Genomic DNA, 22,274 nt, shown 5'->3' on the forward strand with positions numbered 1-22,274 from the left:
TAGCCATTTCATTAGGGATCATGTCAATGTCACCTATCCAAATTCTTTCTCGTCTTTTCAAAGTTTCTCCCACAATTGCTGCGTTTATTTTTGCGGGCATGGGCGTTTTTGCAGCCGCCGCAATCGTTATTAGCCTCGGCAGCGATATTTCTGATTTAAGCGTTGTCGCAATCTATCTTGTTGTGCTTGCTGCAATCGCCACTGTGCTTGCGTTCATTCTGAATGATGGCCTGATGCGCGCAACGATCTGCTGGATTTGCATCACTGCTTTTGGCGGCTGGACAGTAGGCCTGTTTGATTCAGCCCTCCAATTATCCGGACGCCTTCCCAGCTTACCCTGTTATATCCGTCTACCCGTCTCTCACCCCGAGGAATGCATGGCCCGATTTGCCCCCACCGTGGCAGAGATCGGTGGACCACAGCAAGACACGCTAGACTTGCCCGGCATTGACGGCCCCGAAACCCTTTGGTTTGCGCAGCTTGTCACTGAACCACCTATTCCCCATGCCGACCCTACCATCGCGCAGTCTGCCAAAGTATTCCTGCACTTCACACCTGACGTTCAGCCGGACGAAGTCGAAGCGCTCGCAGACAACCTAACAGCCCTCGACTGGTCGATACCCGAAGGCCAAGCGCGTGGTGAACTGGTCACCAACGGGCCAAAACGCAACGAAGTGCGGTACTTTCATCCTTCCGATAACGAAGCTGCGCTAGCACTTGCCGAAACGCTTTATGCGCTCAGCCCAGATACCCCGGTGTCAGTCCGTGACTTTAGCCGCCTTGGCAGTTTTGTTCCTGACGGCCAGTTTGAGATATGGGTCAACGCATTATCTCCCCAAGAACGACTTGTTCATTAGCCTTCAATGAACCGCATGAATGCAAATTGTGTGCTGTCAGGGGACCAACACGGCACGTTGATCGTGCCCTGACCGCCATATAGCCCAAGTAGTTCCACCGAAGAGCCACCACTCGCCGGCATCATCCGCAAGGCAACATCCAATCCCGCAGGATGGCCCTGTGTGCCTTTGGGGTAAGCCAAATACAAAACGTGCTGTCCATCTGGTGATGGATGCGGGAACCAGTTGACCGCATCATCATCGGTCATCTGTTCTAGGTCGTTGCCGTCCGGCCTGATCCGCCACAGGTCGACCTGAGCCGCGCGCTCTCCGTTAAACCAGATCCAATTTCCGTCGGGTGTGTAGTCTGGCCCATCAATGTGATCAAAAGTATCCGTCACGCAGGTCTCGCCGCCTCCGCCGACCGGGCAAGTATAGAGCGCAAACGGACCGCCACGCTTCGCAACATATGCCAGCATTTCCCCATCTGGGGACCAGCCATGCCAATATGACGGTGTCTCATCCGTCACGCGCTGCGGTGTGCCGCCACCAGCTGGCAAGGTATAGATACAGCTCTTGTCTGTGCGACTACGATCACTAATGATCAACGTCATCCCATCAGGCGAAATACCATGATCATTATTACAGGTCTCGGCAAAGCCAGTATCAATCAAATGCAGCGCAGGCGCATCTAGCGGCACGCGAAACAGCTGCCCACCACCGTTGACGATCAAATAACCATCAGGGTGCCAATTAGGTGCTTCGATATGACCAGAATGATCTAACAATACCTCTGCCGTCCCACTGCTAAGCGTATAAACACAAAGCTGGCTTCGTAGGGTGGGTTTCAACCCACCTCTCCCGGGAAATAGTCAAATCGGCTGAACCGAGCCTCCTTGCCTTGGCCCGTTATATCAAGGGCTACCATCCCAACGAATGCACCCGTGAACGACCCGTGCTCACCACGCCCGCCCTCGTCCGAAATTACCGAGGCGTCAAGCTCGGGACCAAATGCGATCCAATCACCACTTTGGCGATAATAAAATTGCTCGGTCGCGCCATTTACATCGACCCGCAGGTCAACTGCGCCAGCCCGCAATGCAATGTCTTCGGTCGGGAAAGTCAGTGCCGCATCAGGCCAATCGCCGGGACAGGACATCAACGTTAGCACGGGACCAACGCCATCTTTATGTGTGACCAATGCCGCGTGAAACTTATGCCTATTGTAATAGGTCGTTAGACCAGCCGCCTGCTGATAGGTGTCCGCGACAATCTCAACCGAGGTTTCCGCACGATAGGCATGATGCTCTTGCCGCCGTGCGACCAAAGACTGCTCAAACCAGCTGCCGATACTTTCGCGACCGATCAGTACAAGCGCATCGTCGTCTTCGCGAAAGATGCGTGCAGTATCAGGGGTACGCAACCACTGAAATTCTGGCGGTAGTTTACCACCAAGTTTATGCAAGACCGGTACCGGCGCATGCGGTGTGACTTTGACCGGTGCATCCACTTCAACCCGCGGCACCATGCCCCCGGCTTTCAGATACAACCAGTCGTCGCGCCACTCGACCTCTTCGATCCCAGTCTCACGCCCAAGTGCACAAAACGGTCCATGAGGACCCTGCAACGGACGGCCCATTAGGAATGTATGATAATGGCCGCCCCAATGGGTTTCGACATATTGGCCATGGCCCGTGCGCTGAATTGGGCCATCTGACCCTTCTGCACAGATCACGTGCATATCGGGATGATTTTCATACGGCCCCCAAATATCGCGAGAACGCGCCAGCGACACAGCGTGGTTGTAGCCAGTGCCACCCTCAGCCGTTGTCATGTAGTAATAACCGTTACGTTTAAAGATGTGGGGCGCTTCGGTCAGGCCACGTGGCGTGCCTGCGTAAACATTCTTAACCGGGCCAAACAGCCCCTTTTCAGGTGACCATTCCTGCAACAGAATTCCGTCAAACGACGCGTGCGCAGGGTTTCCACCTGTGCCCGGACCGCGATGGTTCCATTGCATATTCATGAAGTATTTTCGGCCATCGTCATCGTGAAACAGCGACGGGTCAAAACCGCTCGAATTCACATACCAAGGATCGGTCCACTCACCATCAATCGTTTCACATGTGGTGATATAATTCGGCGCATCTTTGAATGCGCCATCCAGCCGCTTAACATCCGTGTAAACCAACCAAAACTTGCCATCTGCATGCGAAAGGCAAGGCGCCCATATCCCGCAGCTATCACCGTTGCCACGCATGTCCAAAAGCGCGGCACGGTTTAACGGACGCGCAACCAAATCCCAATTCACCAAATCGCGCGAATGATAGATTTGCACGCCGGGGTACCACTCAAACGTGGACACAGCGATATAGTAATCCTCGCCAACCCGACAAAAAGACGGGTCAGCATTAAAACCGGGCAAGATCGGATTCTGGATCATTTCTTACGCTCCGCAGCACCCTGCGTTTGCTCGGCTGATTTGGCCCAAAGATTGATCTGCTCTTCGTCAGCATATTTATCGATCAGCGATAGTTCATCTGCAGTGAAGTCCAGATTGTTAATTGCACCGACGCAGTCTTCGACTTGGCTCGGTTTCGATGCACCAATTAGCGCCGTCGTGATACCACCACCGCGCAAGACCCAAGCAATCGCCATCTGCGCCAACGTCTGACCCCGGCCTTCGGCAATTTCGTTCAGCTTGCGAATGTTCTCTATCGCACGCTCGGTCAGCATGGTTGGCGCAAGCGATTTGCCTTGGCTTGCGCGACTGTCTTCGGGAATGCCACCCAAGTATTTCTTGGTCAGCATGCCTTGGGCAAGCGGTGTGAACGCAATTGATCCAACACCCAAGTCCTTCAGCGTATCTTTCAACCCATCACGTTCGACCCAACGATTTAGCATGTTGTAAGACGGCTGATGGATCAGACAGGGCGTACCCAGATCTTTCAAAATCGCGACGGCTTCGCGCGTGCGTTCTGTGTTGTACGAAGAAATCCCCGCATAAAGCGCACGACCCGACCGCACGATGTAATCCAACGCACCCATCGTTTCCTCAAGCGGCGTGTCAGGATCAAAACGGTGCGAATAAAAGATATCGACGTAATCCAACCCCATCCGCTTGAGCGACTGATCACAGGACGCCACAAGGTATTTGCGACTGCCCCACTCACCATACGGGCCCGGCCACATGTCATAGCCTGCCTTGGAGCTGATAATCAGCTCATCGCGGTAGCCTTTGAAATCTTCGGCCAAAATCGACCCAAACGCATGTTCGGCGGAACCCGGCGGCGGACCATAGTTATTCGCCAAATCGAAATGCGTAATGCCATTGTCAAACGCCGTCCGACAAATCGCACGTTTCGTGTCATGCGGCGTGTCGTGGCCAAAGTTATGCCAAAGCCCAAGCGAGATCGCCGGAAGCTTTACACCAGACGCACCACAGCGGCGGTACACCATCTTTTCGTAACGGTTTTCGGCTGGAACATATGTCATGCGTTATCCTCCCCTATAACGTTTACGTAGCAAGCGACCATGCTCCCGGCAGGAAGTCAACTAGCTGATGAATGAAACCTGTCGGGAAGCCACCGTAGGGTGGATTTTCATCCACCCATCTTCGGCGCTTTTCATTGTTCAAATGTCGTGCAAATCTAACCGAATGACACAGCTAATTACCCGTAACGGCACCCCCGTTTCTGACTTAACCTTTGGAACCATGCAATTCGGCGGCACAGCAGATGCCAATGAAAGCCGCGCGATGTTTGATGCCGCACAACGCGCTGGAATAAACCATTTCGACACCGCAGTGGGCTACACCGGTGGCGCCTCTGAAACGATCTTGGGTGGCATGATCAAAGATCAGCGCGACGATATCTTCCTCGCATCAAAGGTTGGCTATATCCGCGGCGCATCACGGCAAAACATCACAGAACAGTTCGACCGCAGCCGCAAACAACTCAACCAAGACGCGGTCGATCTGCTTTATCTGCACCGATTTGATCCCGATACTCCGCTCGAAGAAACCTTTAGCACCATGGCTGAATTCCAAAGTGCCGGCCTGATACGCTATATCGGCGTGTCAAACTATGCGGCCTGGCAGGCAATGAAAGCGCAAAGCGTTGCGAAATCATTGGGAACACAGATCGACGCGATCCAACCCATGTATAGCCTCGTGAAACGCCAGTCTGAGGTCGAAATCTTTCCGATGGCTTCAGACCAGGACATCGCACTTATTCCTTATTCCCCACTTGGCGGCGGGCTACTCACTGGCAAATACGCCAAAGGCGGCACGGGCCGATTAACCGAAGACGAACGCTATCAAGCGCGCTATGACCAAACATGGATGCACGAAACAGCAACCGCATTGTCAGAGCTGGCCATCGAATTGGGCACTGATCCCGCAACCCTTGCAGTGGCGTGGGTCAAGACCCACCCTACGCGTCCCAGCCCTATCATCTCGGCCAGATCGGCTGCGCAATTAGAACCGTCCTTGGCCGCTCAAAATTTTGAGATGCCGCCCGACCTGTACGCCCGCATTACAGCCCTGAGCGTAGCCCCCGCCCCTGCGACCGACAGACTGGAAGAAGCATGATAGACTTTTTGATTATTGGGGGCGGAATTGCAGGGCTTACTGCTGCGGCTCGGATATCAGAAATTGGTAGCGTTACTCTGTTGGAAGGCGAAGACGCGCTTGCCTATCATGCCTCTGGCCGCTCTGCGGCTTTGTTTGAACGCAACTACGGCAAACCATCCACGATCGCCCTGAATACGGCCTCTTACGAGTTCCACAAGGAAGCTGACGTGTTAAGCCCGCGCGGTATCATGTTGGTTGGCACTGCGACAGATAGCGCGGCTTTTGATGCTGACTTAACCCAAATGGGACTGGACCGCCTGACGATTCCAGAAGCCCAAGAACGGTTTCCTATCCTTGATCCGAATGTGATTACACAGGTCGGTTATGATGAGCGGGCGCAAGATATCGACACCGACAGGCTGGTGCAGACATTCGCCAAAATGGCCCGCCAAAACGGCGCAGAGATAAAAACCAAAGCCAAAGTCACTGGGATCAATCGCACTGGCACTGGCTGGAACGTCACAACGAAATCTGAAAGCTATGACGCCAAAAACATCGTGAATGCGGCAGGCGGCTGGGTTGACGTTATCGCTGAAATGGCCGGGATCGCGCCGCTGGGATTTACCCCGCTACGCCGATCAATGGCGCGCATTCCAGCGCCAGATGGAATGGACGTGAGCAATTGGCCCATGGTCTTTGCCGCTGGCGAAACATGGTACACCAAACCTGACGCAGGCGCGTTAATCGTGTCGCCCGCAGACGAGGATTTGGTCACGCCGCACGATACTTACGCCGATGATATGGTGCTTGCCGAAGGTCTCGCGCGGTTCGAAGAAAACGTGACGATGTCTGTGACCCGCCTTTTGGCATCGTGGGCTGGTATGCGTACGTTTTCGCCAGATAGAACTCTGGTGCTTGGCCCCTCCCCCGCTGACTCCAGTTTCATTTGGTGCGCCGGGCAAGGTGGATATGGGATGCAATCGGCACCCGCCGCCAGCCAGCTTCTTGCCGATCTAATCGCCGGACGCGCGCCTACGATCCCAAGCGACGCGGTCGCAGCACTTTCTCCTGCACGGTTTTCTTGAAAGCGGTCCGATGACGCAAAGCAGAAATTTACAGGGCCAGCCCATCGGTGCCGCAGTCCCCAATTGGACACCACGTGCAACGATCCCGCGCACGCCAATGTATGGTCAGTATTGCGACCTTGTTCCACTTGCGCCATCACATAGCGCCGCACTATTCACTGCCTTTGATGCGGACACGACGGGAACATTATGGACTTACATGCCCGTCGGCCCGTTTGCGACAAAGGTGGAATATGCCGCTTGGGTCGAAACCGCCTGCAAAAGCCAAGACCCGCTGTTCTTTGCGATCATCGACAAGAAGTCTGATGAGCCGGTCGGCGTTGTTAGTTTCTTGCGCATTGACCCCGCCAACGGTGTGGTTGAGGTCGGGTTTATCACTTTTGCACCTGCCTTGCAGCGTACACCCGCCGCAACAGAGGCCATGTATTTGATGATGAAGCGTGCGATGGGCGAGCTTGGCTATCGACGTTACGAATGGAAATGTGACGCGCTAAATGCACCGTCACGCCGCGCGGCCAAGCGGTTGGGCTTTAGTTATGATGGGCTATTTCGGCAGGCCATTGTGTACAAAGGACGCAATCGCGATACGGCTTGGTTTTCGATCCTTGATAAAGACTGGCCTGAAATTGACCACGCAATCCAAACGTGGCTTTCACCCGACAACTTCGATCAGCATGGCCAACAACGCCGCCGGTTAAATGAACTCATGCCGCAATCAAAATCCAACCCAGACGATTGAATATCAGCGTGTGAACGCCACTTAGTGCATTATGACAAAGCACAAGCTAAAAGCCCGGCGAAAGCGGTTCGAACGCGAATTTAATCGCGTTGCTGAACTTGCCCCATGGATCGACAGATTACGACAGCCGGGTTGGCTGCTCGTTCGACTATTGTTGGCGCTGGTTCTGATCGCAGGCGGTTTTTTGGCAATTCTGCCGGTGTTTGGCCTTTGGATGATCCCGTTAGGAATGCTGTTGCTGGCCATCGACATCCCAATGCTTCAAGGGCCGCTGGCATCGCTAATCGTTCGAGGTCGATGGTTTTGGCATGGAATGCGCAAGCGTTGGCGTGGGTAGCCAACGCTGCACTGTTTTCGGAACTTTATCCGTCGATACGGATCGTCGCGTTCTTAGGATCATACGGGCTGTCTTCGACGATCTCGGCGGGCCAGAGTTTATCAAACATTTTGACCTGCAGCTTCGTGCCGACCACATCTACGCCGGGTTTGACATAGCCCATACCAATGGATTTCTCGAACGCCACTGAATAGCCGCCTGAGGTCAGACGCCCCACACGGTTGCCATCCGTATCATACAATGCCTCGCGGCCCCACGGGTCAGCATCGTCTGGACCGTCGATCAAAAGCGTCACGCATGTAGACCGGATACCGATCTTCTCCATCGCAGCCTTGCCGTGGAAATCTTTCGACAGATCAACAAACCGTGGCAGATCGGCTTCAAGCGGGGTCGCATCACGGCCCAGTTCGGTCCCAAACGCACGGTAAGACTTTTCCTGACGCAGCCAGTTTTGCGCACGAGCACCGACTAGCTTCATCCCGTGTTTTTCACCAGCTTTTTCGAGCAGATCAAACAGGTAGTTCTGCATTTCAATCGGGTGGTGCAGTTCCCAACCCAGCTCGCCCGTATAGGCCACACGGATTGCGTTCACCGGGCACATGCCCAACTCGATCTGACGGGCCGACAGCCAAGGGAAGCGCTTGTTCGACAGTGCTGTTTCAGGATCCGCATCGCAGATCACATCCTTCAGCACATCACGTGCTTTGGGGCCAGCAATGGCAAACACGCCCCATTGTGTCGTCACGTTTTGCACTTCGATGCGACCAAACTCAGGCTCTTTGTCTTCAATCGCTTTACGCAGGAAATCACTATCGTATTCAGTCCACGCCCCGGCTGAGACAAGATAGAATTCATCATCCTTCAACCGCACGATCGTATATTCCGTGCGTGTCGTCCCAGCAGTAGTCAGTGCATAGGTCAGGTTAATCCGACCGACTTTTGGCAGTTTGTTTGTGGTAAACCAATCTAGGAACGCTTCCGCGCCCGGGCCTCTAACGATGTGCTTGGTGAATGCTGTTGCGTCGATCAGACCAACACCCTCGCGGATCGCTTTTGCTTCTTCGACGGCATATTGCCACCAGCCGCCACGGCGGAACGAATTGGTTTCTTCGTCAAAGTTCGTAGGCGCATCCACGGGTCCGAAATAGTTAGGCCGTTCCCAACCATTGACCTGACCAAATTGTGCGCCGCGTTTGGCTTGGCGGTCATAGGCTGGTGATGTGCGCAGCGGACGTGCTGCTGGGCGTTCTTCGTCTGGCCAGTGCAGTTTCAACAGGAAAGGATAGGTTTCCTCGTTTTTGACGGTCGCATATTCGGACGTCATCCAATCGCCGTAACGCTTTGGATCAAGGCTCGCCATGTCGATCTCGGCTTCGCCTTCGACCATCATTTGCGCAAGGTAGTAACCAGCACCGCCACCAGCCGTAATCCCGAACGAGAACCCTTCGGCAAGCCACATATTCCGCAGACCCGGCGCAGGGCCGATCAGCGGGTTACCGTCTGGCGTGTAACAAATTGGACCGTTGAAATCGTCCTTAAGACCGACCTCTTCGGTCGACGGAATACGATGGATAAAGTCCATGTATTCTTGTTCGATCCGTTCAAGGTTCAGCGGGAACAGGTCGGCACGGAAACTATCAGGCACACCATAACGGAACCGCGCAGGTGCGCCGTCCTCATATGGCCCCAAAATCCAGCCACCGCGTTCTTCGCGGACATACCAACGCGCATCAACATCGCGTAGAACCGGGTGTTCGCCATTCTGTTTGCGCCACTCGACCAACGCCGGATCAGGTTCTGTCACGATGAACTGGTGTTCGACCGGGATCGCGGGTGTCTTGATACCCAGTAGCTTTGCTGTGCGTTGCGCGTGGTTACCTGTTGCTGTGACAACGTGTTCCGCATGGATCACAATCTGTTCGTCAGATGGGATAAGGTTACCGCCCTTTTCGACCATCTTTGTGCAGGTGACATCCCAATGATCCCCGGTCCAATGATAGCCATCAACCTGCCAGCGGCGTTCAATCGTGACACCGCGCTGACGCGCACCTTTGGCCATGGCCATCGTGACATCGGCTGGGTTGATGTAACCATCGGTCGGATGGAAGATCGCACCAACCAGATCTTCGGTCCGGACCAATGGCCAGCGTTCGCGGATTTGATCAGGTGTCATCCACTCATAGGGAATATCGACGGTTTCTGCAGTCGTCGCATACAGCATATATTCGTCCATACGCGCCTGCGACTGCGCCATGCGCAGGTTACCAACAACCGAGAAACCGGGGTTCAGTCCGGTTTCTTCTTCAAGCGTTTTATAAAACTTGATCGAATAGTCGTGGATGTGGCTAGACGCGTAAGACATGTTGAAATAGGGCAGCAAGCCCGCCGCATGCCAAGTGGAACCAGATGTCAGCTCGTCGCGCTCCAGCAACATCACATCATCCCAACCGGCCTTAGCCAAATGATATGCGATTGATGTCCCGACGGCGCCACCGCCGACGACCAATGCTTTGACATGCGATTTCATAAGCGCGACTCCCTTTACCATTCTTGCGTTCAATTTGCGCGAAACTGAACATTAACGAAAGAACTAGCCGACGCCTCATCGTGCAATTGCGACAGCAAAGCACAAAGGTTTCGGTTTTGTGGTATAAAGAGAATGCGACGATAACATTATTACGTCAAAAATGGATAATTTCAGATGGCACGATTTTCTCTCGAAGACGCCGCAAAGCTGGCGGAAGCAAGCTATAACAGCATCAACATTATTAGTCCGCGCGTTACGCGATCCTGCCCGCACAACGACGTGCAGGCCCACATACTGGAGGGCAATACGCTACTTTTGCCGGGTTCCAATTCTGTTCGCGATTACCTGAAGTTCAATCTACGCCCCCTGTTGTTGGGTCACAAACAACTCAGGCTAAGCGATGATGATGTCGGCCGGGGCACGTCGGGAACGCTCTGGCATCAGGGTTTTCTTGCGTATGCGGCCGTTGTGGCAGACTGGCTGATCAAAGAACGCATCACCCCAACCTTCATAATCGGTCATTCGCTTGGTGCAGCGGCCACGCAAATCCTTGCAAAGACCTATGGCGTCCCCGGGATCGGATTTGCTGCGCCCCGGCCAAGACACTCACGGGGTCCCATTAAGAATGGCAAGATGTGTCTTCTTATTAATCGCCAAGACGATATCGTGCCGAACCTGCCCGGCACGTTTCATCACGTCGGCAAAGTGAGCGCACTTTTGCCAAATCCACGCCGACGCTTTCTGGCGCATAAAATGACCCACTACCGCGAAATCGTCGAGGCAGGGCAAATAGCCGGCAGCCTGCCGTCGCATTGGTCGGGTGGCTAAGTTCTTAATTGCCCCCGACTGAACAACGGCGGACACCGTTTTCGATGCGACATTGCGACGACTGCCCAAACCCGGTCGAGACCGCCGGCCGTGCATTCACATCAGGTGTCTCAGAAGGCGCAGTCGCTCGAGTTTCAGGCAACCGCGCGATTAAGGCCATGACTTCGTCTGCGATGTCGTAGTCGCCAGACATGTATTCCTCAAAATCACTCTGTGCGCTCTCAAGGTCGACAACCTTTGTCAGGATGTAATGTTCGTGGGCGTTCCATTCACGACCACTGTCAATCATCGTTGCTGCAAAAGAGCGGGCCGAAATTTCTTCCGAGCCATCGTTCAAAAGCGTCAAAAGCTCAAACGGGGCTTCTTCGATGCTATCCGGATAGGCCAGAATGAATGCATCCCAGTCGGCAATCTCGCCCGCCTTCACACGTTGTAGTGCTTCGGTCCAAGGCGTGCCAAAATCACGCCCAGAGACAAGCAATTCTAACGCTTTATATGCGACGCTTGGCTCTGGCAACGCACTAGAAAGGGGCTGCTGGTCAGGCGTAACGATGCCAGCTTCAGCATCCACCGTTGGATCTGGCATCGGCAGCAAGCCATTTGCGCGCTCAAGATTAATTCCCATCAACGCTGAAGCAACCGCAGCATCGCTACTATTGGTCAGCACAGCGATATTTAGGACTTCATCAATCTCTTCATCGCCAAAACTCATGTTGAATCTGCGATAGTTTACTGGTTCGGGAAACTCAGCACCTGGGACGTTAGAAATTCGTGGCTTTAGTATTAAAGGACGCCCCGCAACAGTGGCTACCTCGATATCGAGGTTTGGCTTTGGCGCCCCCGCTGAAGCGAGCTTCATTTGCGCAAAAATACTATTTCGTTTTGGCCTATGCGGGCCGTAGACCATATTCACGACGACCAGTTCTTCTGCATTCGCAAAGGTCCAAACTGCACCCTTGTGTTCATCCACGCTAATATCCGCAAGCTGGCGTAGCAAACCCTGTGTCGTGGTGGCTGGCGTATCTCTGGCAGCAAGTGCCTCATTAACAATCGCTTCACCATGGGCCGTCTCATATGGGACCACCTCCCAACCATCCGGCGCGGTCACCTCGATGCTGACCAGACGTTGGTTGTAGGCATAGTCATCCCAAACGATTTTGAAGGTGAATACGATAGCGGCAGCGACAACTACCATCGCAATACCAATAACAGGCATCATAAGTCGCATAGCGATCCGTTCCTCATCTATGTTTGAAAATCATAAAATGCAGCAAATCGCTACTTAAGTTCATTCAGACTAACGTTACAGCATCGCAGGCACAACCAGATCGGGCGGCCTGTGACCATCTGCAAAGGTCTGGATGTTCAAGATCACCTTTTCACCCATCTCAATGCGGCCTTCGACGGTTGCTGATCCCATATGCGGCAGCAAAATCGCATTCGGTAGCTGCTTAAGACGTGGATTTATCTCGTTACCATGTTCGAACACATCCAGTCCGGCCCCTGCGATTTCATCGGCACGCAGCATCCGGGTAAGCGCGTTTTCATCAATCACCTCACCGCGCGAAGTGTTGATGATCACGGCGTCTGGCTTCATCAGCTTTAGCCGACGCGCGTTCATCAAATGAAATGTCGAAGGCGTATGCGGGCAGTTGATCGAAATAACGTCCATATGTGCAACCATCTGATCAAGGCTTTCCCAATAGGTTGCCTCTAGCGCTTCTTCGACTTCTGGGCGCAGACGTTTACGGTTATGGTAATTCACTTCCATACCAAAGGCATTAGCCCTGCGTGCAACGGCCTGTCCGATCCGCCCCATACCCAAGATGCCCAAGCGACGCCCGCGAATACGCCCCCCCATCATTGCAGTGGGTGACCACCCTTGCCAATCGCTTGACTGCGCAAGGCGCAGTCCCTCAGCTAAGCGGCGGGTCACGCCAAGAATCAACGCCATCACCACGTCGGCTGTATCTTCGGTCGTAACCCCCGGAGTATTTGACACGTGAATGCCACGCTCACGAGCCGTCGCAACATCGATGTTATCAACCCCTGCCCCGTAGTTCGCGATTAACTTCAATCGGTCACCCGCACGAGCAAGCAGCTTTGAATCAATGTGATCGGTGATCGTGGGCACCAGAACATCAGCGTTTGCCATCGCGTCGGCCAATTCATCTGTAGTCATTGGTGTGTCGTCTTCACGCAGCGTGACGTCAAACAGCTCTTTCATGCGGGCTTCGACCACCTCGGGTAACCGTCGCGTCACAACAACACTTAACTGCTTCCCTGACATGGTGGGCCCTCCCGTGGCTTTCCAAATTATCCATTCCGTGTCAGGTTGCGCCAAAGGGACGCGCAGCACAAGAACCGCGCGCCGATTTTGAGCAGTTAAGGACAAACAATGGGTACTTTGGTGCAATGGTTTCGCATCGTTCAACTGGCTTTGATCGCTGGATTTCTCAGTGCGGGCATGGCTTTTGCGCAAGACGTCAACGATGCGCCCGCCCTCGGACCTGAAACGAACCTACCTTTGCCGCGATTTGTGTCGCTCAAAGCATCCGAAGCAAACGTGCGGCGCGGTCCATCATTGTCCCACCGCATTGACTGGGTCTTTCAAAGACGCAACATGCCTTTGCAAGTAATCGCAGAATACGGCCACTGGCGCCGCGTCATTGATCGTGATGGGCAAGGCGGCTGGATTCACTACACTATGCTGTCAGGCGTCCGCACTGTCTTGGTCGAAGGCGACGACACACCCATCCGATCCCGCCCCTCCGAGGACGCGACCGAAAACGCGGTCCTTGAACACGGGGTCATCGCCCGGCTTGGCGACTGTACGCCATCTTGGTGCGAACTTAGCGCTGGCGGATACGGCGGCTGGGCACCAAAATCCGTGCTGTGGGGCGTAAGCGAGGCAGAGATCAGAGAATAGGCAAACAGTTGCGATATTGACGAAAACGGCCTAGCACAAAGAGATGTCCGACCCGCACGCCACCCGCCTCAACCTCTCTGCCGGATTACTATCGGTCGCCGTGGCGCTTGTTCTCGTGCTCGCAAAGCTCTGGGCGTTGGCACAAACTGGATCACTCGCGGTTGCGGCCACATTAGCTGATAGTGCGATGGATTTGATGATGTCGCTTGGTGGGCTCGCCGCCATTGCTTACGCTGCAAAACCTGCTGACGAAGACCACAACTTTGGACACACCTCTGCCGAAGACCTCGCCGCGCTTGGGCAATCGCTATTCATTCTGATTTCCGCTGGGGTCATTGCGACAGCTGCCGTTATGCGCCTGCTTGATGACACCGTATTACTGCCGGAACATGAAACACGCGGCATTTCTGTGATGGTTTTCTCCATCGCTGTCACGTTGGGGTTGGTTTTGTGGCAGCGCTATGTCGCCGCGCAAACCGGCAACAAGGTCGTCCAGGCCGACAGCCTTCACTACCTCGGCGACCTTATCCCCAACATCGGTGCAATCATCGCGCTTTGGGCGTCGGCAACTCTGGGCTTAGGGCAGATTGATAGCGTGGTTGCACTGGGTGCAGCAGCACTGCTCGCAGTCGGAGCAATTCGCATCGGCAAAGGCGCGTGGGACGCCCTGATGGATCGTCAAGCAGACCCTGCAATGATCCAAGCCATCGGCGACATCACTGACAACTTTCCGGGCGTGCACGGGTATCACGACCTCAAGACCCGCGTTGCGGGCAGCAGGGTGTTCATCAACATGCACATCGAACTGGACGGCAGCCAGAGCCTGAATGACGCTCATGCCACCGGTGCCGCGCTACGCCGGGCCATTGTAGATGCCTATCCGCATGCAGATGTGCTAATCCACAAGGACCCGATCGGCGTTGAGAAACACCCCGACGACCCGCGCCCGTAGGGTGGATTCCAATCCACCTACGCAGCTTGATCTAGCCCCCGCCCTTTGAGCAAAGCATCAACCCCAGGCAGACGCCCACGAAACGCCGTGTATAGCTCTGCGGCATCGACTGATCCGCCAGAGGACAGGACAGTTTTCTCCAACCGCTTGGCCGTATCCGCATCAAAGGGGTCATCTGCCTCTTCAAACGCGGCGAATGCATCTGCGTCCATTACCTCTGACCACATGTAGCTGTAATAACCGCTCGAATACCCGTCGCCAGCAAAGACATGCGCGAAATGCGGGGTTGCGTGGCGCATCCGGATCGCATGCGGCATACCGATGTCTTCCAAAATCTCCGCCTGCTTTTGCATAGGGTCGGCAGGGGCCGGACCATTGTGGAACTCCAGATCGACCAAAGCAGACGCAACATATTCGACGGTTTGGAAACCCATGTCATATGTCGTCGCGGCCAACATGCGATCCAGCAGATCTTTTGGCATCGGCTCGCCTGTTTCTGAATGGGTCGCAAATTCAGCAAGCACCTCAGGCACCTCTAGCCAGTGTTCATAAAGCTGGCTTGGTAGTTCTACAAAATCGCGTGCAACGGATGTACCGCTGATGCTTTCATAGGTCACATCGGACAGCATTTGATGCAAGGCGTGGCCAAATTCGTGGAACAAAGTCCGAGCATCATCATAAGACAATAGCGCAGGTTTACCCTCTGCTGGCTTTGCAAAGTTGCAAACGTTGACGACATGCGGGCGCACGTCACCGCTTAGACGCTGTTGCGACCGCATCGCAGAACACCACGCGCCGGAACGCTTGGAGCCACGCGCAAAATAGTCACCGATGAACACGGCAATATGTTCACCGTTGCGGGTGACTTCCCACAGGCGCACGTCAGGGTGATAGATCGGGCCTTCGATTGGCGCAAAATCAAGGTTGAACAGGCGATTTGCACAAGCGAACGACGCCTCGATCATGCGATCAAGCTGAAGATATGGCTTCAACTCGGCCTCGTCCAAATCATGCAGTTCCTTGCGGCGCTTTTCGGAATAGAAACGCCAGTCCCAAGGCTCTAGCGGGCCATCCCATCCATCAGCATGCAGCATACGCTTTAGTACTTCGGCGTCAGCCTCAGCTGCCGCCTTGGCGGGTTTCCAAACCTTCATCAACAGATCACGTACCGCCGCAGGGGTACCAGCCATTTCGGTCTCTAGCTTGAAATCAGCAAATGTTTCATAACCCAGCAAACCAGCACGCTGTTCACGCAACTTCAGCGTTTCAGCGGCAAGCGCACGGTTGTCCGTTTTACCGCCATTTGCACCCCGTGCGGCCCATGCTTCATAGGCCTTTTGACGCAGATCGCGGCGTTCAGAAAACTGCAAGAACGGTACGATCAAGGATCGCGACAACGTCACAACCGGACCGTCGGCTCCCTTGTCCTTACCCGCAGCTTTGGCCGTGGCGATCACAAAATCAGGCAGACCATCCATATCGCCTGCGGCCAATGGCATGAACCATTCACGTTCATCAGCCAGCAAGTTTTGAGTGAACTCTGTACCCAAAACCGAAAGACGTGACTTTACATTGCGCAGGGCCACGGCGTCGTCACCTTCTAGCAAAGCACCAGAGCGCACAAAGGTGCGGCGTGACAACATCAAAACGCGTTGCTGTTCATCGGTCAGGTCAAGCGTATCACGCGCCGCCCAAAGCGTTTCGACGCGCGCGAACAGCGCCTTATTCTCTGACACTTCAGACGAATAAGCACTTAGCTTGGGTGCAAATTCCCGTTGCAACGCCTCGCGCGCGGGATTGCTGTCTGCGCCAGCCACGCCATAAAATGCACCCAGCACGCGGCCCAATGTTTCATCTGCCAGCTCAAGCGCCTCGATAGTGTTTTCAAATGTCGGCGCGTCAGGATTGTCTGCAATCGCGGCGATGTTTTCGCGCGACTCGGCCAACGCAGCATCCACTGCGGGCGAAAAATCCGCGTCAGTGATCTGATCAAATGGCGGCAGCCCAAATGGCGTATCCCAATCGGCAAGCAGTGGATTAGTCATGGCAAATCTCCTTTGGGCTATAGCTATGCCTCTGACATCGAATTTGCCAGAACTTGACCCTCGCTTTGTGCAAAATACTCCGAATCGGCGGTCATCGCCTGCGCATTCGCTGCTCAAATCGGCGTAGCGCTATCGACAGGCTGATGGTCATCGTCAGATAAACCAAAGCAACGACATTGTAGGTTTCAAAGTATCTGAAATTGCCCGCCGCCGTCACTTTGCCCAGCTGCGTGACGTCCGTCACGCCAAGCACCGAAACAAGGCTAGAATCCTTTAGCATCGCGACAAAGTCGTTCCCAAGTGGAGGCAGAATCGTACGCAAGGCTTGCGGAAAGGCGATAAGCCGAAAAACCTGCCACCGACTGAGACCAAGCGCCTCGGCCGCTTCGATTTGGCCGGTGTCGACGGACTGCAAGCCAGCACGAAACACCTCGGCCAAGAACGACGCATAGGCCAAGGTCAGCGCGATGATAGCGCGCCAAAGCAACGAAAAATCGCGTGTGCGGATAGGATCGAACCCAGTCAGTTCAGCCATCCAATTCCACAAAGAAACAAGCGCCGGTGCCAAAACAAAGGCCACATACAGCAACAAAACGATAATAGGCACGCCGCGCACAACTTCAATGTAGAACCGTGAAAACTGGCGTAACACCAACGACCGCGACATCCCCGCGAGCGCCAAACCCAGCCCAAGAACACAAGCAATCGAATAGGCGATCACAGTCACATAGACCGTCACCCATATGCCTTTGCTCAGGGTGTGCAGGACCTTGGTGTAAGTTTCATCCGCGATGACCTGCCAAAACAAGTAAAGGCCGATCGCGACGACAGCGACCAGCCAATAAGGGAAATCCGGTTTATCGGTATTCTTAGGGTGCAACCCGGTTCGCCCCGCGCCTATTCACCCATTTTGTATTCAAGAAACCACCGCGTGTTCAGCGCATCAATTGTTCCATCTGCCCTCATATCAGCAATGGCCGCGTTGATCGGGGCAACCAAATCTGACCCTTTAGGAAAAATAAAACCAAAATCCTCGGTCCCTAGTTTTTCACCAACAATCTTTAGCCCACCATCAGAGGCCGCGACATAACCGTTGCCAGCAGTCCCATCGGTAAGAACAAGGTCGACGTCACCAACACGTAACGCCTGCACCGTGGCCCCGAATGTTTCCATCAATTGGATACGTGGGTTTGCCTCATTACCATCCAGAACCTCATAGACGCCGACGTAAAAGGGCGTCGTGCCCGGCTGTGCGGCCATCAATAAATCTTCGTTCGCAGCAAATCCGGCAGCATCATTGAACCGATCCTCATCGCCACGAACAAGCATCACCATTTCAGAGGTCATATAGCTATCAGAAAAATCAACGACTTCGGCCCGGTCTTCGCGGATCGTAATTCCCGTCATCCCCATATCGAACTGGGCTTCTGATACGGCAGGGATCATCGCATCCCAGCTAATATTTTCATAAACAACGGTGGCATTCAGACGCTTCGCGATCTCAGCCATGGCGTCATATTCCCAGCCCACGGCATCACCGTTACCGTCAATGAACTGTAGCGGCGGATAGGCGTTTTCAGTAACCACCACGATCTCTTGGCCTTCCAAATTGGGCAAATGGCCTTCGGCGATGGCAGAGGTGGCACAAAGAGCCAAAGCAAGTGTCACAAGCGTTTTCATGGTAATCTCCACTGATCTAAATTGTGGATCAGCCTAAGAGCCTCAGCCCGAGACGCGCAAGCCCTTGCCCGCACAAACAGCGCAATCCTTACGTGGCTTAACCGCAATTGTCCGTGTTTGCGCATAAAGCGCATCATAAATCAGCAGCCGCCCACGCAGACCATCACCAGCGCCCGTAATCAGCTTAATTGTCTCAACCGCCATCATGGAACCAATAACGCCCGGCAGCGGCCCGATCACGCCAGCCTCGGCGCAGCTAGGAACAAGTTCTGCATCGGGTGCCACGGGAAACACGCAGGCATAGCACGGGGTGCCATTGGTGGGATCATAGACGCTAATTTGCCCTTCCCATTGGGTTAGCGCGGCTGCGATCAACGGTTTCTCCAACGCGACAGCAGTGCGATTGACCAGATACCGGGTATCGAAATTGTCGGTGCCGTCCAAGATGACATCATATTCAGCGAACAAGTCATTCGCGATCTCAGCAGTCAGACGCCGATGATAAGGTTGCACAGTCACGAACGGGTTCTGCGCACGCATCGCTTCGGCGGCGGAATGCACCTTTGGCACACCAATATTGCGATCCAAATGGATCACCTGCCGCTGAAGGTTCGCGTTTTCGACTAAATCATCGTCGATCACCCCGATCGTGCCAACCCCAGCTGCTGCCAGATATTGAAGCGCAGGAGCACCCAATCCCCCTGCCCCAACGACCAAAACCGATGCATCGCGCAGCGCTTTTTGTCCGGGGCCACCGACCTCTCGCAATATGATATGGCGGGCATAGCGGTTCAGTTCGGTATCGGAAAAACTAGCAGGGATTTGTTCGGGCGTCGCGTTTGAAACGGCGCGCGCACGCACGCGCCCCAAAAGGTTTCGATAGCCTGCAATGATCCCGCCAAAGACGATAAGCATGATCCATAGGCGCACATCACCACCTGTCGCCATGCGTAATGGGTGTCCGTCGGGCAGCACAAGATGCCCTAGGATCACTGCACCAATCAACATGGCAAGCATCGTCCAGCGCGCACGCATTGGTGCGCCCATCAACATGCCGATACCCCAAAGAGCAGCGGCCATTGCCCCGACCATAATCATAGGCCGGTTGATCCAAATCCGCCCGAACCGCGCGACGTCAAGTCCAAGGACGCAACTGGACGAAACCGGGCCTGCACAACTGGCGCTATTACCATCTGTGCAATGCGCATGCCGTGTTCGATGGTGAAATAGTCTTGCTCCCAGTTAATCAGGATAATCCCCACTGGACCGCGATAATCGCTGTCAATCGTACCGGGGCTATTCACCAACCCAATCCCTTGCTTAAGAGCCAACCCCGACCGCGGCCTGATCTGAACTTCGTAGCCTTGCGGGATCGCCATGCGTAGGCCTGTTGGGACCAGCACGCGGCGACCGGGCGGCAATTCAATTGCCCGCTTGTCCGGTAAATTCGCACGTAGATCGGCGCCAGCCGCACCGGGCGTTTCATAAGAAGGAAGCCCAAGGCCAACGTCGGCCCCGTCATCCCATTGGATCGTAATTTCTGGTGTCACGTGATGGCCTTTGCAATTCGTGTGGCAAGCTCAGCCGCCGTGGCATCCTTTGACATGCGCGGCCAGTCTTCGGCGCCGTCAGCAGTGATCAAGGTCACGTCATTTTCGCTGCCGCCCATGATGCCAGTCGAAGGCGACACATCGTTTGCGACGATCCAATCACACCCTTTGCGCAGGCGTTTGGCCGTGGCGTTGGCAATCACATCGTCCGTTTCCGCAGCAAAGCCAACGACAAGCGCAGGGCGTCCGGTTTTCATTTGTGACACCGTCGCAAGGATGTCCGGATTTTCTGCGAACTCAAGCTTGGGAAGTCCCGATTTGTCCTTTTTAATCTTGCTATCGCCGGCGTTCGCGACGTGCCAATCAGCAACTGCAGCAGCGAATACAGCGGCGTCAGCAGGGGAAGAACCAATTACGGCGTCGAGCATTTCATTCGCAGTCTCAACGGCAATTACGCGCGCGCCTGCGGGTGGTGGCACATCGGCAGGACCAGTAACAAAAGTCACTTTCGCGCCCAGCGCAACCAACGCCTTGGCAATGGCTGTTCCTTGCGCACCCGAAGATCGGTTCGCGATGTAGCGCACCGGATCAATCGGCTCATGGGTGGGGCCAGAGGTCACCAAGACATGCTTTCCCTTCAGAGGACCATCTGACAGCGCCGCATCAATCGCCACGATAATATCAGGCGTTTCGGCAAGGCGACCCGGACCGTATTCGCCGCAAGCCATCGCGCCTTCATCTGGTCCGACGACAAGCACACCATCACCTTTCAAAGTTGCCAAATTGCGCTGCGTGGCTGGGTGTTCCCACATGCGCACATTCATCGACGGGGCAACCAAAACGCGTTTGTCTGTCGCAAGAAGCAAAGTAGAAGCCAGATCATTCGCCAGCCCATTTGCCATCTTCGCCATCAGATCGGCTGTTGCAGGGGCCACAACGATAAGATCCGCAGCGCGTGACAGTTCAATATGCCCCATCTCGGCTTCGTCTGTCAGATCAAAAAGGTCTTGATAAACCTTGCTCGCAGATAGCGCAGAAAGGCTAAGCGGGGTTACAAACTCCGCCCCTGCCCTCGTCAAAACAGGTGTGACCTTTGCGCCTTGTTCACGCAAACGACGCAGCAAGTCCAACGCCTTAAAGGCAGCGACACCGCCACCAACAATTAACAATATGTGCTTTTCCGCCAGCATGTGCTGTCTCCGGTATTAACTCGGGTTGAACTTAGGTCAGTTCATACCGGAAAGACAATGACAGGCCTTATGCGAAAAATGCGTGTACCTCTGGGCTTTGGCGCTCAAGACTTTTGCGCATCTTACCAAAGGCTGCAGCCTCGAGCTGACGAACACGTTCCTTTGACAGGCCCATTTCCGTGCCAAGGCTTTCTAAGGTGCGTGGGTTATCTCGTATTTTACGTTCATAGACAATGAACTGCTCGCGCTCGTTCAATCCACCCAGCGCAGTCGATAGCCACTGCTTTAGCGTGTCATTGTCATGATTGTTCGCGACAGTTTCTGCAGCTTGGGGGCTATCGTCTTCCAATGCGTCAATCCATTCACGCCCTTCATCCTCGACCGATTGCGTGGCGTTAAGCGAATAATCCGCCCCAGAAAGACGGCCATCCATCATTTCGACATCGTGTAACGGCACGCCAACCTCGGTCGCGACAAGCTGATGCAGTTCATGCGTCGGAATTGTGCGTCCTTCGGCGGCAGCCTCGCGTTCGATCCGGGCCTGAACGCGCCGCATGTTAAAGAACAACGATTTTTGCGATGATGTCGATCCGGTACGAACCATCGACCAGTTCCGCATCACGTATTCTTGGACGGATGCCTTGATCCACCAGACAGCATAAGTCGAAAAACGAACGCCACGGTCTGGGTCAAATTTATCTGCTGCCTTCATCAGGCCGACTGACGCCTCTTGGATCAGATCGTTCATCGGCGCGCCGTAGCGTTTGAATTTTGCGGCCATCGAAATTGCCAACCGCATATACGCCGTGATCAGCCGATGAAGCGCCTGTTCATCGCGTTTATCACGCCATGCATAGGCCAGCGCTAACTCGGTTTCGGCGTCTAACATTTCCGCCTTCATCGCGTTGCGCGAAAAATTCTGATCAGTAATACCAATGGTGCTCATCAAACCGCTCCTTAGGTGAATGCGCAGCATTAACTTTGCTGTGTAATTCGTTTACGT

At 54.4% G+C, this 22,274-nt stretch carries 21 protein-coding genes; 8 read left to right on the forward strand and 13 right to left on the reverse strand.

Annotation, left to right across the window (positions count from 1 at the left end; all coding sequences use genetic code 11):
* Positions 1–26: 26 nt before the first annotated feature.
* The gene (locus tag ACHUEV_RS10290) at positions 27–857 is read left to right on the forward strand and encodes a hypothetical protein (protein WP_394179535.1); all 831 of its coding nucleotides are present in this window, start codon (positions 27–29) and stop codon (positions 855–857) included.
* On the opposite strand, the gene ACHUEV_RS10295 is transcribed toward ACHUEV_RS10290, so the two are convergent.
* From ACHUEV_RS10295 to mgrA, 3 genes are read right to left on the reverse strand one after another with little or no spacing between them, the layout of a single operon-like run.
* A complete protein-coding gene (locus tag ACHUEV_RS10295; protein WP_394179537.1) occupies positions 854–1,687 on the reverse strand; it encodes a TolB family protein in 834 nt (277 codons plus the stop codon). The two genes, ACHUEV_RS10290 and ACHUEV_RS10295, sit on opposite strands and share 4 nt — an antisense overlap.
* On the reverse strand, positions 1,684–3,279 hold the full coding sequence (locus tag ACHUEV_RS10300) for a glycoside hydrolase family 43 protein (protein WP_394179539.1): 1,596 nt from the start codon (positions 3,277–3,279) through the stop codon (positions 1,684–1,686). The genes ACHUEV_RS10295 and ACHUEV_RS10300 overlap by 4 nt, the downstream gene beginning before the upstream one ends.
* Positions 3,276–4,331, reverse strand: a complete 1,056-nt coding sequence (gene mgrA, locus ACHUEV_RS10305) for an L-glyceraldehyde 3-phosphate reductase (RefSeq protein ID WP_394179541.1) — start codon at positions 4,329–4,331, stop codon at positions 3,276–3,278. Before mgrA ends, ACHUEV_RS10300 begins: the two co-directional genes overlap by 4 nt.
* Positions 4,332–4,494: 163 nt before the next feature.
* On the opposite strand from mgrA, the gene ACHUEV_RS10310 reads away from it, so the two are divergent.
* The 4 genes from ACHUEV_RS10310 to ACHUEV_RS10325 are packed head-to-tail and all read left to right on the forward strand — an operon-like array spanning position 4,495 to position 7,570.
* Positions 4,495–5,427, forward strand: a complete 933-nt coding sequence (locus ACHUEV_RS10310; RefSeq protein ID WP_394179542.1) for an aldo/keto reductase — start codon at positions 4,495–4,497, stop codon at positions 5,425–5,427.
* Entirely contained in the window at positions 5,424–6,494 is a 1,071-nt protein-coding gene (locus ACHUEV_RS10315; protein ID WP_394179544.1) for an NAD(P)/FAD-dependent oxidoreductase, read from the forward strand. Before ACHUEV_RS10310 ends, ACHUEV_RS10315 begins: the two co-directional genes overlap by 4 nt.
* A gap of 10 nt (positions 6,495–6,504) precedes the next feature.
* Positions 6,505–7,233, forward strand: a complete 729-nt coding sequence (locus ACHUEV_RS10320; RefSeq protein WP_394179548.1) for a GNAT family N-acetyltransferase — start codon at positions 6,505–6,507, stop codon at positions 7,231–7,233.
* 31 nt (positions 7,234–7,264) lie between these two features.
* The gene (locus ACHUEV_RS10325; protein ID WP_394179550.1) at positions 7,265–7,570 is read left to right on the forward strand and encodes a hypothetical protein; all 306 of its coding nucleotides are present in this window, start codon (positions 7,265–7,267) and stop codon (positions 7,568–7,570) included.
* A 25-nt stretch (positions 7,571–7,595) separates the two neighbouring features.
* On the opposite strand, the gene ACHUEV_RS10330 is transcribed toward ACHUEV_RS10325, so the two are convergent.
* Entirely contained in the window at positions 7,596–10,097 is a 2,502-nt protein-coding gene (locus tag ACHUEV_RS10330) for a GcvT family protein (RefSeq protein WP_394179552.1), read from the reverse strand.
* Positions 10,098–10,271: 174 nt separating this feature from the next.
* Between ACHUEV_RS10330 and ACHUEV_RS10335 the strand changes: the two genes are divergently transcribed.
* A complete protein-coding gene (locus ACHUEV_RS10335) occupies positions 10,272–10,925 on the forward strand; it encodes an alpha/beta hydrolase family protein (protein ID WP_394179554.1) in 654 nt (217 codons plus the stop codon).
* Between the two features lie 4 nt (positions 10,926–10,929).
* On the opposite strand, the gene ACHUEV_RS10340 is transcribed toward ACHUEV_RS10335, so the two are convergent.
* Together ACHUEV_RS10340 and ACHUEV_RS10345 are read right to left on the reverse strand one after the other, a co-directional pair.
* On the reverse strand, positions 10,930–12,153 hold the full coding sequence (locus ACHUEV_RS10340; protein WP_394179555.1) for a hypothetical protein: 1,224 nt from the start codon (positions 12,151–12,153) through the stop codon (positions 10,930–10,932).
* A 75-nt stretch (positions 12,154–12,228) separates the two neighbouring features.
* Positions 12,229–13,215, reverse strand: coding sequence for a 2-hydroxyacid dehydrogenase (locus ACHUEV_RS10345; protein ID WP_394179557.1), 987 nt, complete (start codon positions 13,213–13,215; stop codon positions 12,229–12,231).
* Positions 13,216–13,323: 108 nt separating this feature from the next.
* On the opposite strand from ACHUEV_RS10345, the gene ACHUEV_RS10350 reads away from it, so the two are divergent.
* On the forward strand, positions 13,324–13,854 hold the full coding sequence (locus ACHUEV_RS10350; RefSeq protein WP_394179559.1) for an SH3 domain-containing protein: 531 nt from the start codon (positions 13,324–13,326) through the stop codon (positions 13,852–13,854).
* Positions 13,855–13,897: 43 nt separating this feature from the next.
* Entirely contained in the window at positions 13,898–14,806 is a 909-nt protein-coding gene (locus tag ACHUEV_RS10355; RefSeq protein ID WP_394179561.1) for a cation diffusion facilitator family transporter, read from the forward strand.
* 17 nt (positions 14,807–14,823) lie between these two features.
* Here the strand turns inward: ACHUEV_RS10355 and ACHUEV_RS10360 are convergent, their stop codons facing one another.
* From ACHUEV_RS10360 to ACHUEV_RS10390, 7 genes are all read right to left on the reverse strand, one after another.
* Complete coding sequence (locus tag ACHUEV_RS10360; RefSeq protein ID WP_394179563.1) at positions 14,824–16,851, reverse strand: M3 family metallopeptidase; 2,028 nt, start codon at positions 16,849–16,851, stop codon at positions 14,824–14,826.
* A gap of 91 nt (positions 16,852–16,942) precedes the next feature.
* Positions 16,943–17,731, reverse strand: coding sequence for an amino acid ABC transporter permease (locus tag ACHUEV_RS10365; RefSeq protein ID WP_394179565.1), 789 nt, complete (start codon positions 17,729–17,731; stop codon positions 16,943–16,945).
* A 17-nt stretch (positions 17,732–17,748) separates the two neighbouring features.
* The gene (locus ACHUEV_RS10370; protein WP_394179567.1) at positions 17,749–18,531 is read right to left on the reverse strand and encodes a transporter substrate-binding domain-containing protein; all 783 of its coding nucleotides are present in this window, start codon (positions 18,529–18,531) and stop codon (positions 17,749–17,751) included.
* Between the two features lie 42 nt (positions 18,532–18,573).
* Complete coding sequence (locus ACHUEV_RS10375; protein ID WP_394179569.1) at positions 18,574–19,629, reverse strand: HesA/MoeB/ThiF family protein; 1,056 nt, start codon at positions 19,627–19,629, stop codon at positions 18,574–18,576.
* The gene (gene dut / locus ACHUEV_RS10380; RefSeq protein ID WP_394179571.1) at positions 19,626–20,081 is read right to left on the reverse strand and encodes a dUTP diphosphatase; all 456 of its coding nucleotides are present in this window, start codon (positions 20,079–20,081) and stop codon (positions 19,626–19,628) included. The genes ACHUEV_RS10375 and dut overlap by 4 nt, the downstream gene beginning before the upstream one ends.
* On the reverse strand, positions 20,078–21,271 hold the full coding sequence (coaBC, locus tag ACHUEV_RS10385; RefSeq protein WP_394179573.1) for a bifunctional phosphopantothenoylcysteine decarboxylase/phosphopantothenate--cysteine ligase CoaBC: 1,194 nt from the start codon (positions 21,269–21,271) through the stop codon (positions 20,078–20,080). The genes dut and coaBC overlap by 4 nt, the downstream gene beginning before the upstream one ends.
* 67 nt (positions 21,272–21,338) lie before the next feature.
* Positions 21,339–22,217 carry an RNA polymerase factor sigma-32 gene (locus ACHUEV_RS10390; RefSeq protein ID WP_394179575.1) on the reverse strand — a complete coding sequence of 293 codons (879 nt, stop codon included), beginning with the start codon at positions 22,215–22,217 and terminating at the stop codon, positions 21,339–21,341.
* Positions 22,218–22,274: the final 57 nt, after the last annotated feature.

It is taken from the genome of Yoonia maritima, from assembly GCF_043641945.1.
Taxonomy (GTDB): Bacteria; Pseudomonadota; Alphaproteobacteria; order Rhodobacterales; family Rhodobacteraceae; genus Yoonia; species Yoonia maritima_B.

Coding starts and splice junctions, on each gene's coding strand:
- ACHUEV_RS10290 (WP_394179535.1), top strand. CDS start 27: ATGTCACCTATCCAAATTCTTTCTCGTCTTTTCAAAGTTTCTCCCACA.
- ACHUEV_RS10300 (WP_394179539.1), bottom strand. CDS start 3,279: ATGATCCAGAATCCGATCTTGCCCGGTTTTAATGCTGACCCGTCTTTT.
- mgrA (WP_394179541.1), bottom strand. CDS start 4,331: ATGACATATGTTCCAGCCGAAAACCGTTACGAAAAGATGGTGTACCGC.
- ACHUEV_RS10310 (WP_394179542.1), top strand. CDS start 4,495: ATGACACAGCTAATTACCCGTAACGGCACCCCCGTTTCTGACTTAACC.
- ACHUEV_RS10315 (WP_394179544.1), top strand. CDS start 5,424: ATGATAGACTTTTTGATTATTGGGGGCGGAATTGCAGGGCTTACTGCT.
- ACHUEV_RS10320 (WP_394179548.1), top strand. CDS start 6,505: ATGACGCAAAGCAGAAATTTACAGGGCCAGCCCATCGGTGCCGCAGTC.
- ACHUEV_RS10325 (WP_394179550.1), top strand. CDS start 7,265: ATGACAAAGCACAAGCTAAAAGCCCGGCGAAAGCGGTTCGAACGCGAA.
- ACHUEV_RS10330 (WP_394179552.1), bottom strand. CDS start 10,097: ATGAAATCGCATGTCAAAGCATTGGTCGTCGGCGGTGGCGCCGTCGGG.
- ACHUEV_RS10335 (WP_394179554.1), top strand. CDS start 10,272: ATGGCACGATTTTCTCTCGAAGACGCCGCAAAGCTGGCGGAAGCAAGC.
- ACHUEV_RS10340 (WP_394179555.1), bottom strand. CDS start 12,153: ATGCGACTTATGATGCCTGTTATTGGTATTGCGATGGTAGTTGTCGCT.
- ACHUEV_RS10345 (WP_394179557.1), bottom strand. CDS start 13,215: ATGTCAGGGAAGCAGTTAAGTGTTGTTGTGACGCGACGGTTACCCGAG.
- ACHUEV_RS10350 (WP_394179559.1), top strand. CDS start 13,324: ATGGGTACTTTGGTGCAATGGTTTCGCATCGTTCAACTGGCTTTGATC.
- ACHUEV_RS10355 (WP_394179561.1), top strand. CDS start 13,898: ATGTCCGACCCGCACGCCACCCGCCTCAACCTCTCTGCCGGATTACTA.
- ACHUEV_RS10360 (WP_394179563.1), bottom strand. CDS start 16,851: ATGACTAATCCACTGCTTGCCGATTGGGATACGCCATTTGGGCTGCCG.
- ACHUEV_RS10370 (WP_394179567.1), bottom strand. CDS start 18,531: ATGAAAACGCTTGTGACACTTGCTTTGGCTCTTTGTGCCACCTCTGCC.
- ACHUEV_RS10375 (WP_394179569.1), bottom strand. CDS start 19,629: ATGATTATGGTCGGGGCAATGGCCGCTGCTCTTTGGGGTATCGGCATG.
- coaBC (WP_394179573.1), bottom strand. CDS start 21,271: ATGCTGGCGGAAAAGCACATATTGTTAATTGTTGGTGGCGGTGTCGCT.
- ACHUEV_RS10390 (WP_394179575.1), bottom strand. CDS start 22,217: ATGAGCACCATTGGTATTACTGATCAGAATTTTTCGCGCAACGCGATG.